Annotated in this window: 8 protein-coding genes and 4 pseudogenes; 6 read left to right on the plus strand and 6 right to left on the minus strand. The window is 64.2% G+C overall.

Annotation, left to right across the window (positions count from 1 at the left end; translation table 11 throughout):
- Positions 1–248, minus strand: a pseudogene (locus ACLP9N_RS09810) (tyrosine-type recombinase/integrase); the annotation flags it as partial.
- Positions 249–1,373: 1,125 nt separating this feature from the next.
- On the opposite strand from ACLP9N_RS09810, the gene ltrA reads away from it, so the two are divergent.
- Positions 1,374–2,747, plus strand: coding sequence for a group II intron reverse transcriptase/maturase (gene ltrA, locus ACLP9N_RS09815; protein WP_442407225.1), 1,374 nt, complete (start codon positions 1,374–1,376; stop codon positions 2,745–2,747).
- Positions 2,748–3,006: 259 nt separating this feature from the next.
- A complete protein-coding gene (locus tag ACLP9N_RS09820; protein ID WP_442407226.1) occupies positions 3,007–4,863 on the plus strand; it encodes a fatty acyl-AMP ligase in 1,857 nt (618 codons plus the stop codon).
- A 60-nt stretch (positions 4,864–4,923) separates the two neighbouring features.
- Here the strand turns inward: ACLP9N_RS09820 and ACLP9N_RS09825 are convergent.
- The 4 genes and pseudogenes from ACLP9N_RS09825 to ACLP9N_RS09840 form a co-directional block, all read right to left on the minus strand.
- Positions 4,924–6,000, minus strand: a pseudogene (locus ACLP9N_RS09825) (phosphotransferase family protein).
- Positions 6,001–6,157: 157 nt separating this feature from the next.
- A pseudogene (locus ACLP9N_RS09830) lies at positions 6,158–6,979 on the minus strand (siderophore-interacting protein); the annotation flags it as partial.
- 273 nt (positions 6,980–7,252) lie between these two features.
- Positions 7,253–8,869 (minus strand): hypothetical protein, encoded by a 1,617-nt coding sequence (locus ACLP9N_RS09835; RefSeq protein WP_442407227.1) that lies wholly within the window; start codon positions 8,867–8,869, stop codon positions 7,253–7,255.
- Between the two features lie 354 nt (positions 8,870–9,223).
- A complete protein-coding gene (locus ACLP9N_RS09840) occupies positions 9,224–9,517 on the minus strand; it encodes a hypothetical protein (RefSeq protein ID WP_442407231.1) in 294 nt (97 codons plus the stop codon).
- 739 nt (positions 9,518–10,256) lie between these two features.
- Here ACLP9N_RS09840 and mihF point away from each other — a divergent pair.
- The 4 genes and pseudogenes from mihF to ACLP9N_RS09860 form a co-directional block, all read left to right on the plus strand.
- Positions 10,257–10,568 (plus strand): annotated as a pseudogene (gene mihF / locus ACLP9N_RS09845) (integration host factor, actinobacterial type); the annotation flags it as partial.
- An 879-nt stretch (positions 10,569–11,447) separates the two neighbouring features.
- Positions 11,448–12,098: an RES domain-containing protein gene (locus tag ACLP9N_RS09850; RefSeq protein ID WP_442407228.1), complete on the plus strand. Its 651-nt coding sequence runs from the start codon at positions 11,448–11,450 to the stop codon at positions 12,096–12,098.
- A 736-nt stretch (positions 12,099–12,834) separates the two neighbouring features.
- Positions 12,835–13,029: a hypothetical protein gene (locus tag ACLP9N_RS09855; protein WP_442407229.1), complete on the plus strand. Its 195-nt coding sequence runs from the start codon at positions 12,835–12,837 to the stop codon at positions 13,027–13,029.
- A complete protein-coding gene (locus tag ACLP9N_RS09860) occupies positions 13,017–13,226 on the plus strand; it encodes a hypothetical protein (protein ID WP_442407230.1) in 210 nt (69 codons plus the stop codon). Before ACLP9N_RS09855 ends, ACLP9N_RS09860 begins: the two co-directional genes overlap by 13 nt.
- 822 nt (positions 13,227–14,048) lie before the next feature.
- On the opposite strand, the gene ACLP9N_RS09865 is transcribed toward ACLP9N_RS09860, so the two are convergent.
- Positions 14,049–14,330: an FDXHR family putative zinc-binding protein gene (locus ACLP9N_RS09865; RefSeq protein ID WP_442407232.1), complete on the minus strand. Its 282-nt coding sequence runs from the start codon at positions 14,328–14,330 to the stop codon at positions 14,049–14,051.
- Positions 14,331–14,377 lie beyond the last annotated feature (47 nt).

Below are 14,377 nucleotides of genomic sequence, written 5' to 3' on the forward strand. Positions count from 1 at the left end.
GGCCAGTCGGTCCGCCGTTTGAGGGCACCGGGTGCGTCAATGGCGTTGAGAAGCGCCTCGGCGGCGGGCGGGGGCAGGGATTTGGGAAGCGTTCTGCCGGGTTTGGGCCGACCTACCAGTTGCATCGGGTTCGCCGGGAGCAGGTCGGCAGTAAACAGGAAGCCGCACAGGGTGTTCCACGTCGACCAGCACCGCCGGATGGAGGCGGCTTCGTGCGATTCGGCATAGGCCGCAAATGCTTGTCGCATCGCGTCTTTGGTGAGCTCGGCCGTCGCGAGCGCCCCGGCATGTTCGCGCGCGCCGGTGATCAGTGTCGCGATGGCGTCGAAGTCGTGCCGGTATGCCTGCAGGGTGTGTGGCGAGGGTTACGAGTCGCGCGGTCAGTCAGGAATGCGCGAAACCAGTCCGGGCGCTCGCGGTCCGTGAGGGGCCCGGCTGGTCGTGGAGTGGGGCCGGCCCGCGGTCATAATTCATGCATAATATCAGTTATGCATGACCCGCCATAGTTGACGCGCTGGGCTTGCGCTGCTGCGTCCTCGCGAGCCCTGGCTGTCCAATCCGGGAAAAGGGTGGATGGTCCTCCCAGGCGATGGTTTCCGCTCGCTCGCGTGCTCGAGGTCGTTGCGGCGCATCACTTCAGGTCCGCAGACAGCGCGCATTTGCTCATCCTCAGAGAGCAGTCCACCCAGGGCGGTTCACCCTTGCTGTTGGTGTGTCTTGGCGGACGCCCGACACCTACCACACGGCAGGTCTCGAGCGGGGGACCGCCACCTCAAGTTCTACGAGACCCGGGAGTATGCCCTGCAATCCGAGAGGGGTTGCGTGATGACGTGATCTGACTCGATTGGAAGCTCGTCGTTGCCAGCCGGTGTGAGTCCGGTCCGGGTAGCCGCCAGGGGGCCCGGTAGCAGACTGCCGGCGTCGGGGGGAAACGCCCGGCGTCGAAGTGCAGTGTCGAAAGCCCTTGTAAGGGGGAGCAACTGAGCGGTCCGTAGCATCAAGCGAAGCCTGCCGCGTCGTGAATGTGCCCGTGTGGAGCGGGATCAAAGGAGAGCCGAACCCCGTCCTTCAGGGTGAAGGCCATGGAAGCGGTGCAGAACCTGGAATTCAGCCGCGAGGAACTCCTCGGCGTAGAGGGCGCGGAACGTTGAGAAGGTGACGGCGGGAACAGGGGAGGCCGTCCCCGGCCCGGCGACTGCGGAGATTCGCTGGAGCGTGGCGTCCTATAACCGGTGACGAGCCGGGAAGTGGACGACCTGTCGGGACGGCGTCGGAGGCGGCCGTAGTACTGGTCGAGCCGGACGGACAACACAACCGCCGGTGAGGGGAAGGGCCGCTGCTTCGTCCACGCGTAAATTGACAAGGAGTGGCCGGTGAGTGCCGTAAGTGCTAGTCCCGCCCCAGGTGTCGAGCGTAGGCTCGACGCGGTCCGTGCCTTGCAGCATGCGCTGTACCGGGCGGCCAAGGCTGATCCCGGGCGACGATTCCACGCGCTGTATGACAAGGTTCACCGCAGGGATGTCCTGCAGCGGGCGTGGAGCCAGGTGCGCCGCAACGACGGCGCGCCGGGCATCGACCAGATCACCCTGGCCGAGGTCGAGCAGTACGGGGTGTCCCGGCTGCTTGATGAACTGGAAGCGCAGCTGCGGGCGGGGACGTTTCGTCCGATCCCGGCCCGGCGGGTGTTTATACCCAAGCCGGGGACCCAGGAGCGGAGGCCGTTGTCGATTCCTGCAGTTCGTGACCGAGTCGTGCAGGCGGCGGTGAAGATCGTGCTCGCGCCGGTCTTTGAAGCTGACTTTCTGCCGTGTTCGTTCGGGTTTCGCCCGAAGCGCGCGGCGCACGACGGGTTGCAGGTGCTCGTGGATGAGTCGTTCGCGGGTGCCCGCTGGGTGGTGGAAACGGATGTGGCCGATTGCTTTGGCGCAATTCCACACTCCGGGTTGATGTCTGCGGTCCAGGAACGCATCAGTGACCGTCGGCTGCTGTCGCTGCTGCGCGCGTTCCTGCGCGCGGGAGTGATGGAACACGGTACGGTGCGGCGCCCGGTGACGGGCACCGCGCAAGGCGGGGTGATCAGTCCGTTGATGTGCAACGTCTACCTGCACCGGCTTGACCGGGCGTGGCGGGGCGCCTACGGAACCTACGTCCGCTACGCCGATGATGCGCTGGTGATGTGCCGGTCGAAGGGGCAGGCGGTGGCCGCGTTGGCGCGGTTGACCGTGCTGCTGGCCGAACTCGGGTTACGCCCGAAACCGGCCAAGACTCGGATCGTGCAGCTGACCGCGGGGGGCCAGGGAGTGGACTTCCTGGGCTTCCATCATCGGTTGGTGCGATCGCGGTCCGTTCCCGGTCGCACGCGCGTCATCTTCCTGGCCCGCTGGCCCTCACGCAAGGCAATGCAGCATGCCCGAGACCGCATCCGGTTCATGACGATGCGGGCCCGGCTGGCTGCCCCGGTCGAGCAGGTCGTGCAGGAGATCCACCTGTTCCTGCGCGGCGTGGCGGGCTATTTTCGCTACGGGAACACCGCCCACACCTTCGACCAGATCAGACGCTACGCGTTGATGCGGCTCGCGTTGTTCATCGCGAAACGCCACCAGCGTGGACGCGCCTGGGGCTTCGCTCGGCTCTATCGCTCGGGCGACGATCTGGGTCTGATCAGCCTCAACGGCATCGTCGTCGCACCCAGGCCCCACCGGGCCTGGCGGGAGAAATCAAACCCCGCCGGTGAAGGGCGTCGGTGAGCCGTGTGCGGGAGAACCGCACGCACGGTTCGACGGGCGGGGACTGGAAACGGAACGCTACTACTGCGTCACCGCGCCAGCCCCCGACCCAACCAACCTCCAAATCCCCAGCTCAGCGCGGAATACGCACTACCTCACCACCGCAACTTCGGTTTAAGCGGGCTCAGTGTGATGTGCACCATAACTGCCTGCCAATAGTGATAGCCAACACGCCGCACTTTACGCGCAGGATAATTAGTGCCGCTTTTATACTCTGTTCATGGGTCGGGATCCCCTGTCGATTAATGCTGCCCAGCCGATGGTGGCTGACATAAATGACTACGTTCTTGCAGATGGCACGATCGTCATACCTGACGGTGTGACGTTGACCTCGTTTTTCGATCAGAACCGGAAAGCATTCGGTGACCTCCCGTCGTACCGGTTCATCGAATACGCCAAAGACCAGGACGGGCGCGTCGTCGAGCTCAGCTGGAATGGGCTGTGGTCACGGGTCCGTGCGATCGGCGCCCGCCTGCAGCAGGTCACCCAGCCGGGGGATCGGGTGGCGATCTTGGCGCCCCAGGGTATCGACTATGTGACTGCCTTCTTCGGCGCCGTCCATGCAGGCAACATTGCAGTCCCGCTGTTTGCTCCTACCCTGTCCGGGCACGCCGAGCGATTGTCAGCGGTGCTCGCGGACGCCCGGCCAGCCGTGGTGTTGACCACCACCGCGGCGGCCGAGTCGGTGCGCGAATCTCTGCGGGCACACGCGGTGGCGGGGCGTCCGCGACTGATCGCAGTTGACGCAATCCCGGACACGCTCGCTTCGCTCTTTACCGACCCGACGGTCCGCACCGACGACATCGCCTATCTGCAGTACACGTCAGGCTCAACGCGCACCCCGGCCGGGGTCGAGATCACCCATCGCGCTGTCTGCACCAACGTGCTGCAGATGATCCTTGGTGGCGGGCTGGACCGGGGAATCCACAGCGTGAGCTGGCTGCCGCTGTATCACGACATGGGATTGCTCATGATCATGTTTCCGGCGTTGTGCGGTGGATACCTTGTGCTGCTGGATCCCATGGCGTTCGTTCGTCGGCCGTACCGATGGATCAAAGAACTGAGTGCCGAAGCGGCTATCGGCCGAACATTTGCGGGCGCGCCGAACTTCGCCTACGAGTTGGCGGCGGAGCGGGGTTTGCCTCCGGAGGGCGACACGATTGACCTGAGCAACGTCGTCGGCCTACTCAACGGCTCCGAGCCGGTGACGATGGCGGCCATCGAGAAGTTCACCAACGCGTTCGCTCCCTATGGTCTGCCCGCCACAGCGATCAAGCCGTCGTACGGGATGGCGGAGGCGACGCTGGGGGTGGCCACCACCGCCCCGAGTGCGGCGGCGAGCGCTGTATTCCTCGACCGTGGTCAACTTGCCGCCGGGCGCGCCGTGGTCGTCGAGCCGGACACCCCGGGCGCCGTCGCCCATGTCTCCCCCGGCCCGCCGCTCCCGGATCTGCGGGCGGTAATCACCAACTCCGAAGGTGCCGAGGTACCTGACGGTACCGTCGGGGAGATCTGGTTGCAGGGCAACAACATCGGCCGCGCGTACTTCGGGCGCGAAGAAGAGACACAACGCACTTTCGGTAACAAGCTGCAGTCTCGCCTCGAGGCCGGCAGCCACGCGGAGGGCGCTCCGGACAACAGCTGCTGGCTAGCGACCGGCGATCTCGGTGTCTACGTTGACGGCGAGCTGTACCTGACGGGGCGGATCAAAGATCTCGTCATCATCGATGGCCGTAACCACTACCCGCACGACATCGAGACCACCGTCAGCAAGGCATCGCCCGCCATCCGGACCGGCTATGTGGCCGCGTTTTCGGTTCCGGCCGGCACCCTCGACACACCGGGCGGCAACTCCGTCGAGCAGCTTGTCGTCGTCGCCGAACGTGCCGCGGGCGTCGGGCGCGCGGACCCAGAGCCGATTGTGGCGGCCGTAGGGGCAGCAGTCTCGCGCGAGCATCAGGTCCGGGTCGCCGACGTCCGACTCGTCGCCGCCGGCGCCATTCCCCGCACCACCAGCGGCAAACTCGCCCGAAACGCCTGCCGGGCCGAATACCTCGCCGGCCGGTTCAGCCGATAACCGCATGAACCCGGCAGCGTCGGCAATATTCGTCAACGTTCGGCTGACAGGACGACCGACTCAGCTGATCAGTTCCAAGGTCCCCAGATCGCGGATCGCCTGACAACCCCGGCTGAGCATGGTGAGTACCATATCGTCGCCTCGTTCGGTGGCGGTGGCAAAGGCAAACCCCAGAGCCGATATCAACAGGGCCTGAATCATCCCGAGTCGGTAATCGCGCCAACATGATTCACGGTCGTAGCCGGTGACGCCGTAGCCCGATAACGCGCGGTGGTACTCGTCGACAAGGTCATTCTCGATTGCCGAGCGCAGTTGCGAATTCAGGCTGGTTGCCGTGAAATAGGCCAGATCCCTTGCCGGAAGACCGACTCCTAGCGTCTGCCAGTCAACCACGCTCACCCACCTCCGGCCTGGATCGAACAGCAGGTTGTCGAGCCGATAGTCCCCGTGCAGCAGGGCGAACCGGTCCCGCTCGGCAAAGAGCCAGGGCGTCACTAAACCCATTGCCCTAGCAAAGGTCTCGCGATCTTCGGCGCTCATTCGGTCGCCGAGCTTTTCCAGGGTGATGTCGGCGCTCATCTTGGCCACGTCTCCAAGGCCCTTGGCGGAAGCCTCATCCGGGACGGGAAACGCGAGGCCGGGAAGATCGAGCCAGAACGGATCGCACCAGCTGGGCCCGTGCAATCCGGCCAGCGCCACGACCGCCAGGCGCGCCTCCTGCTCACCGCAGCCGGCGATCTGATCGCCCTGTACGGCGGGTGCCTGATCGGCGAGCAACAGCGCGTAGTCCAAGGCGTCCTCGGTGATCTGGCAGTAGAAGCCCTCCGGTGTGGGCACTCGCACGCGGTCGGCCACCGTGGCATAAAAGGCGCACTCACTGCGGTAGCCGACGGTGACCCGGTCGCGCACGGTGTCGTCCTGGGCCGGCAGTTTGATCACAAAGGTTCGCGGCAGATCGCCAGGGTCTTTCGCATATCTGGCCGTCACCCGGTAGGTCTACCCGGTCTGCCCGGCGCCGATGGCCACGACGTCCACATCGGAAACCTCGATAGGCGTGCGGCGTTCGCTGAGCGCGGCCGATAACCATTCGGACGTCACGTCGCCGGGGTACCGCGGAATCGACACCACAGCACTCATAAGCAGCACGCCTCCAGTCCTCAGCCGCTCGACTGACCGATCAACTGTAAGGCATACGGCAAGAGCCGCGGTCAACCGCGCGCCCTAGTCAGCGAGGATGTACCACTCCGCGGCCTCGTGCTGCCGCCGCCAGAACTCGTCGAAACGTCCGCCCGCGGCGACGTGCCGCAATGTTTTCCCCCTGCCCGTCATCGGGCGCCGGCGTGGTACTGGCGGTGGCGTCCGGCTCGTCTCCGCGCCGGGTGCCCATCGCTCGCCCGGCGGTCCAGTAGGCCTGGACGTGCATCTCCGACTTGGGAACCCCGAACTCGTCACGCAGCCGCCTTCGGACATGCTTGAGGGTCGCGGCCTCGGGTGTCGCCCACACATACCAGTCCGACCAGTCCCGGTTTTCAATCGCCTCGGCCAACGACTTCTCGTCGCGGCGTGCAACCCGATGCACCCGCAGTAAGGGATGTTTCGCGAGCAGGATCAGCGTGTCGTTGTCGTCGTGCTGCTCGAGGTACATCTCGATCGGGACATCGTCGGGGACGGTTGCGACAATCCCGTTCATCCCCGGAATCGATGCCGAGTCACCGATCAGCAGATAGCCGGCCGGCCGCTTGTCGGGCGCCTTGAAACGCGACGAGCCCATCAGGGACATGACGGCGATCGTCTCACCGGGTTCCACGGTGTGCGCCCACAACGACGCCGGACCGGCCGGGTCGTGCAGCACGATGTCGACCGCGAAGCGGCCGGCGACGACATCCGCCTCGGAGATCGTGTATGCGCGCTGGAACTCGGTATTCGACCCTTCGGGATCGGGAAACCAGAACCGTAGCCACGCCGCGGGTTCTGCCTCCACGTCCTCGAACAAGGTGGGTGACTCCATCCGAACCCGGATGAAATGTGGCGCGATGCGGATGGTTTCGATAACGGTTGCCGTGTGGTCGCGGGCACCGAAACCCCGCAGTATCACCCCCTGGAACCCGCGTGCCATCAGCGGTCCTTTCCCGCGGCGCTGAGATCCGCCATGACCTCGTCAATCGACGACCAAGCGGCATCACCGCGACCAGACCCCGAATCGACGCGGCCATCAGCAGCCACACGAATTCCGGATCTGCGACGAAGTAAGTTACCCCCCACAAACTAAGGGTTACCTTACCTTCGGTCAACCTCGGTACCCAGGCCGACTCTTCGCCGGAACTAGCGAAGCTAGAGCCGGCAAAGCCGGAATTTTGAGTCAAGTTTGGGTTCGGGGGACTGGGTCTGTTCATGGGGCGAATTGTGCTGTGGTGGTGAGGGTGTCGACTGCTTTGCGGTAGGCGGTGGCGGCGGCTCGGAGCCGGCCTGGTGTGGGGTCGGGGGCATCGAGTTCGGCCAGCCCGGTGGGCAGGATGCGGTCGTGGACGGTGGTGAGGAACTTCGCGGTGTCCAGTCCGTGGTCGGTGACCTGGTAGCGGTGCGTGCCTGGGATGCGGGTGATCAGGTCGCGGGATTTGAGCCGGCGCAGGTCGTAGGTCGTCTGTGCGACCGTGACGGTGGTGGGGTCGAGTCCGCGCAGTTCGCTGGTGAGTGCGCGCAGGTCCTTGTTGGCGAACCCGTTGGGGTGGCAGCGGAACGCCAGCAGCGCCTGCAGCAGGGCGTGGCTGCGCCGCTCGGCGAAGCGGAGTCCGGGCACGCGGGTGCCGGTGGCGGTGGTGACCGCGCCGGTGATGGCGGCCAGGGTGTCGGTGCCGGTGATCGGGTCGTGGCTGAGTCGTTGGACGCGTAGCAGGCGCCGGTTGGCGGAGAAGCCGATCTCCCGCAGGGCGGGCAGATCGGTCAGCCGTTTGCCGATCGAGAAGTCGGTGGTGTCGTTGACGGTGGTTTCGGTTCGTAGGGCTTTTCCTTCCTTGTGGTACTGCTTGATCCGGGTGTGCTTGTAGTCGACGTGCAGGCTGGGGGTCACGCCCTCGGTGATCACCCGGGTGCGGAATGGTCCCGGGGTGTGCCGAGGTCCGCGTCGGATCAGCCGCCGGTCGAAGACGAGTGCCACCTGGTCTGGGCGGCCGATGTCGAGGTTGTCCCGGATGACCTGTTCGAAGAACATCCGTCCGGAGACCGGTTTGTCGAGCACCTGGGTGAGGGAGAATTCGGCCTGCAGGATCGACAGGTCGTAGCGGTAGCCTGCGGCCCGGTCGGCCGCGGTGAACGGATGCGGCAGGATGGCCAACCATTTACGCAACAGCGCGTCGATCTGCTCGGGACCCAGACTGTCGCAGATCGCCTGCAGCCGGTCCACGTCGTCGACAGCGGCGAAACCGTTGTCCAGCGCGGTGAACCCGATCCCCGCCTTGGCGGCTTGGCGCTGCGCCCAGTGGTTGCCGTTGATGCACAGTTTGGCGTTGTAGGGGAAGTAGGAGCAGAACTTGAGGAAGAATGGGCCGAAATCGTCGTCGTAGCAATAGAAGTAGAAATGGTTGACCAGCCCGGTGGTCTGCACTATCCACGGGTAGGAATCGCCGTTGGCGTCGCGGCGTTTCTCGGTGCGGAACAGCTTCGTCTTCTCCTGCGCCCGGCCGACGAACACGACCCCGTGGCTGCCGGTGAACCGGGCCAGGTGCTCGTGCATCACGTCGTCCTTGCGTTGGCCCTTGACGAAATCGACCCATGGGATGCCGTTGTCGCGGGCGAATCGGTGCACCGCTGCACAGAACGCGTCGGTGATCTTCGCCAGCGGCGCGGTCGAGGCGATCGGCAACCCCAACTGTCGATGCACGTAGCCGACCAACCCGGCCGGGTACTGCAGCTGCGGAACATAAACGTTGACAAACATGCGGTCGATGCACTCAACCTGAAACCGCACGTGCTTGGTGAGGACATCGTCGACGGATCGCGCTACGGTCATGAACGGACTGCGATCGGACGGGCGGCCAGTTCAGGCCAACCAACCGCGCTATGCGGTTCATACACCGGACCCGTCCTGCGGTCACGGTCTCAACCCCGTCCGACCGGAGCCTCCTAACCCAGGGCGACCACGGCATGCCTCGTCGGGCTGGGGCGAAGCCCCGTTAGGATTACCTCCAGAGATCGCCCGTACGAGCAAATGAGTTGAGACAAGGGCGCTTTCATGGCCGAGTCACCGACCTGCCTCAGCACGGGCGCCGGCGGGGGCGTCGCCGGCATCAGCCCGCAGGTGGTGACGCAACTGCTCAGCAGCGGCAAGGCGGGAGCGCCGGGGCCCACGCGCGGAGTCGCGCTTTTAGGTGCACCCGCTCACATGGATACGCTGGCCGGCTCCAACGCGGACACTTACCGGCGGCGGTGGTGGGGGCGGGGGCGGAAAGTCCTGCGGCAGCGGCGCATAGTCGGCCGGCGGCGGGACATAGGTGTTGACCGTATCGGCAACGTTGGTGCACCCGCTGACCGAAACACGTCTGCCGACGCTGGCGCAGACGTCGGCGTTGGCCACACCGGAGGGTTGCACGACGGCATATATCTCAGGAATCGACGTAAGAGCCAACACCGCTATCCCCACGGCAGTCCAAGACCGCAACCACAGATTCATCGCGATCTCCTTCCCGTCACCGCCGAGCGGGTCGCAGTATATTCCTCTGCATTCACCATGAGACCTCAATTCGTACAGCAGATTGCGCTCGCCAAGTGTCGTCAGCTTTAGGACATGGTTATGTCCCGCGGCCCGATCGCTCAGTGAGTGGCGCCGCCCTGCCCAAGTAATGGAGTCCACTGGCAACGCTGCCTGATGTCAACCAGCGGCTGACGGAGCTGATGACGAAAATTGAGCAGATGAAATACCAAATGGTCACGGTGACACAGGTGGCCGCCTGAGCCTGCAATCGCCTCCACACGACCGCAGTATGAGTTCCTGTGCAACGTCGTGCGCAGCGCGGACCGGGCGCTTAGGGTCACACGACGGCGGCAGGTGATGACATCGAGGTCGTCTATGAGTCCAGTGACGACTCACCCGATCCGGGCACGCAACGGCTCACAGCTCCCAAACCGAGGCCACCACAGATCACTCGGGGACCAGTTGGTCGGTATTGGCGAACACCAGGTTGCCGTTGTCCAGCACCACCGCCCACCGGCGCCCCCGCTAACCGGCTGGCGACTCCGGTTGCAGCACCAGCCTGGCCGCTATCCCGTTGCGCTACGATCACTACGCGTCTTACAGAAGAGGTAGCGATCGTAGTTCTCAGGTATTAGAATGGGGGTACCGATAATCGGATCCATGGGCATGTGTAACCCGTGGACGTGACGACGACTTTGGAGCGATCGTGCCTCTTCCGCAGTTGACTGACCAGCAGCGCGCCGCTGCTTCGGAGAAGGCCGTTGCTGGTCGGCGCATGCGCGCTGAGCTCATGGCTCGGCTCCAGCGGGGTGGCGCCGACCTAAAGCAAGTGCTTGAGGACGCTGAAACCGATGATGTCTTGGGGCCCATGAAGGTGTCGACGCTGCTGGAGGCATTGCCAAAGGTGGGCAAGGTCAAGGCGCAGGAGATCATGGTGGAGCTGGAGATACACCCTGCTCGGCGGCTCAGGGGCCTGGGTGTTCGTCAGCGCAAGGCCCTACTGGAGAAGTTTGGCCCCGCGGATCGCAGCGCATCGGCGCGGAAGTCCAGCGCGCCGGCATCCGGCCGGACCAGTTCCTACCGTTGGCCACGCCGGCCGACGGCGATCCTTTCGCTGCGCGAGGGCGACACCTTGCTACCCGGCAGCGCCTTAGCCGCCGCCGGTGGGCGGCTTGTGGTGCCGGCTGTCGAGGTTAGCAACGACGGCGATGACGCATTGGTCCGGCTCGAAGTCCCCGGTCTCGATGCCAGCCAGGATGTCGGCGTCGACGTTGAGGACGGCGTGGTGACGGTACGGTTGCGTGGTGCCGCCACCGGGCTGGCATCCGCGCAGACGCCAGCCCTTGAGGAGCTCACGGCGAGCGGCGATCAGGCGGCGGTGATCGGTGGGGCGCTTGGCAGCTTGACTGCTCTGGCGGAGGCACAGCTGCGCATCCTGGAACAGGTAGACGCGGCCACCGCCCAGATCAGGCCGCTACAGGTCACCCTGGACACGCCCACCGGGACTCTCGACTACAAGCTACCTATCTCGCTCGAGGACACCTACAGTTCGGCGGAAGTAAGCAAAGTCCTTTCCCCTTCGGGCAAGGGACATCGTTCCATCGCCCAAAACCGGCGCCGCTCAAACAAACTGCTGGCCATCCCGATCGACGACAACCAGTACCGCTACCCCAAGTTCCAGATCGACGAGCCTCGCCACAAGATCCGCCCCATCGTCGCCTACGCCAACCAACTCCTGGAATGCAACGAAGATCCCTGGGGAACCCTGGACTGGTGGTACACCGAAGACGAGGCACTCGATGATCACCGCCCCATCGACATGCTCGAAACAGGTGAACTCACAGAAGAACTCATCGACTTCGCGGTGAAACTCAGCCGGCAAGCCATGGACTGAGCAATGCCGACAAATCGGTACAACAGACGCGTAGCTGACACCGAACCGGTTTCCGCCGGCACCCTCCTCTACCGGATCATGCGCGCTGACGCCACCTGGGACGCCAACTCCTTCAACATGAAAACTCGACCGTGCCCCGATCCAGACCAAGGCCGCTTCGAGCCCACCGACCCGAAATTAGGCGGCTATATCTATGTGGCCGACACTGTGGAAGGCGCGGTCGCCGAAGGCGTCTTGCGTAACAAGCGGATTCCGGAGTCCGGCCTGGTGCAGCGGGCCTGGCTGACCAACAAGAAGATCGCGCTGCTGCGCCTCGACGACGATGTCACAGTGGCATCCGTCTACGGCTCTGGCGCCACCAAGCTGAACCTCGACGCGTCACTCCTTTGCTGTGGAAACCGCGGATACACACGCACCCGCACCACCGGTACGCAGATACTGCTCAAAACCGCCGCCGCCTACGGGATGCGCTACCCATGCCGCAACCACGACAGGCTCACCTCACTCATGCTCATCACCCGTGCAGGCCCCCCGCCGGGGCTGGTGATCGAAGACGAAATGGACATCTTTTACGACTCGAGAGGCAGCAAGCTCGTCTTCGACGCCCTCTACAACGAATGGGGGCTGCTGTACACAGGCGCCGTTCCGCCATAACTAAAGCCCAATCCGCTGACATGCCGCAGAGTATTGCCCAGGGCTCGCGTACGTCGGCGTCAAGATTGCCGACCGATGTCGGAAGCCCGGCGACGATCTGCTGTCAACAAGCATCGCGCCTCCTGAAGCAGCGATTTACTTCGGGACCCAGCCTGGCGGAGCTACCATCGCAAGCGGTCAGACCCCTATCAACAACACATCGAAGGACGAATATGGCGAGAGGATGTCCCAGGTTCCGTGGAACTTCGGTGGCGGTCCGGTGAGCATCAGGCTGCGCTCACCTCGTCATTGTGCACGACGGGTTCGACAGGTTCGGCGGTCTGGCGCTCGAGAGCTGAGCGGAGCGTCGGTAGGTGCAGGTGACCGTTAACACGGCGGAACTGCTTGCCGGCCCCTCCAAGAGTCAGATCAACGTGAGCCGAGTCCCCGAGCGCTGATCAGGTTTCTGCACAAGGCAGAACGTGCACATGATTGGGATGAGCTACGCGAGGTGCTCGGGCCGCTGCCGTTGAAATCAGAAGACTTGATCTTCCAACTGGTTACGCTGCCGAAGCCAGAGGACATCTTGTGGGCGCCAACCCAATTCGCGGCCAGCCTCTCGGAGCTGAGGAAGATTCCGCGGTGGTGGTGAAGGATGCTTAAGGCCTGAGCGCCCGATTCCCGCACACCTTAGACGGGCTCGGGAGTGTGTGACTCGGCCCGGTGTGTCGCTTGCTCTTGCTGGCAGTGTTGACCTATGCGCCGCGACCACCCGATTCTCCCGCATTGGGACGTTAACCCCACCTACGACTTCGACGCCGCCAATCTGTTGCTCACGTACTGCATCGGAGATGACACCGATCCCGACGAAGTCATCGACATCAGAGCGCGCGGCGATTTCCGCGTTGACTCGGCACTGCGCGACGAAATCCGCGCGCGTTGGAGAAACTGATCATCAGTATCACGGAAGACCTCAAGAAGGCGCGTGCCGATACAGAGGAGTTGCAACGAAAGACGTGGGACCACATCCAATCTCAGATACGGGAACTGAACGACAAACTCAACAGCCTGCAGGTGCTGGACCTACGGTGGGCAATCTGGGGTCTGCTCATCACCCTCGGCGGAATCCTGTGGGGTATCGGCACATAGCGAGACTTGCGTGCCACTACCCCGGCATCGACCGGGCCGCACCCCCGCCAGCGTTGCACTGGATGGAGGGGGGACGGGTACTAGAGAAAAATCTGGCAGCGCGGGCTAGCGTAGTGCTACAAATGCTGTCACCGCTGTAACCAGCAGCGGCAGAGTGCCGTCGTCTTCCAGAGAAAAGGAATCCCAACATGAAGACGAGAGTATTGATGGCCACCGCAGCCCTGGCCGCAGCTATGATGTGGACCGCACCCTCGGCCTCGGCTAGCACCCCCTATTGCGATGCGCTCCCGCCCAAGGACGCTCACGACTGCAACTGCGGCTTCGACTTCGCCCCGGGTAGTCAGGAGCTTCATGATTGCATGTCGGGAAATGCGGCTGTGGTTCCAGCACCACCGGCTGCGCCCGGCGCGCCTGCGCCCGGCGCGCCTGCGCCCGGCGCGTAGAGCGGGCCGAGTCGCTGCGCCTTGACCGCGCTTGAGCATGTCGAGTAGCGCGGGGGTCCTTCTGGCTGTGCGACAAGTCAACCCGACTGGTGCCACGTCCCATCCCCTGGGTCGTACGAATACCCGCAACCCGGCATGAACGTTGCGCAGACGGGTGGGAGCATGACGACGGCCGGCGCTTGCCCGTTCGGCCCCGGGGGTTGAATACCCGGTGACGGGTCAGCAGGTGACAGCGAGATCGCCAGGGCTGCAATGACTTCGATCATGCGATCTCCTTGGAGGGTCGAGCCGTTCTCGTCCCCTACGAGCGCGATGGTACGACTGTCCGAGAACGAGCGCACCGCATCGAAAGATCCAGTGGGAGAAGGCGATCCGCGTCTCACGCTCCGTCGTCGTCGTGTCGGGTGTTCGGCCGCCCCCAGCATGAACACGAACGCCCAGCGTCGACAAGCCCGAGAGCACTTGGGTGTCGGCAATGACGCTCGTCTGGTTCGAACGATCCGGCGCGGTGACGATCAAACCCGGTCACGGTCGTGAACGTGTCGTGACAAACCGTGCAGTGGCAGGTTTTCAAGCCGCCCCAGCGCCCCCCGCAGTGATTACACGAGTACGGGGCTGAAAGTCCCGCAGCGTTCAACTGAGCGGGGGAGAACGCGGTCACTGCTTCCTGTCGTTCAGGCTTTTCAACTTGGCGTCGATGATCTGTGC

The organism is Mycobacterium sp., assembly GCF_052144515.1.
Lineage (GTDB): Bacteria > Actinomycetota > Actinomycetes > Mycobacteriales > Mycobacteriaceae > Mycobacterium.

Bases quoted from the DNA above. Each gene is read 5' to 3' on its own strand.
- ACLP9N_RS09820 (WP_442407226.1), top strand. From the start codon at position 3,007: ATGGGTCGGGATCCCCTGTCGATTAATGCTGCCCAGCCGATGGTGGCT.
- ACLP9N_RS09835 (WP_442407227.1), bottom strand. From the start codon at position 8,869: ATGACCGTAGCGCGATCCGTCGACGATGTCCTCACCAAGCACGTGCGG.
- ACLP9N_RS09850 (WP_442407228.1), top strand. From the start codon at position 11,448: ATGCCGACAAATCGGTACAACAGACGCGTAGCTGACACCGAACCGGTT.
- ACLP9N_RS09855 (WP_442407229.1), top strand. From the start codon at position 12,835: ATGCGCCGCGACCACCCGATTCTCCCGCATTGGGACGTTAACCCCACC.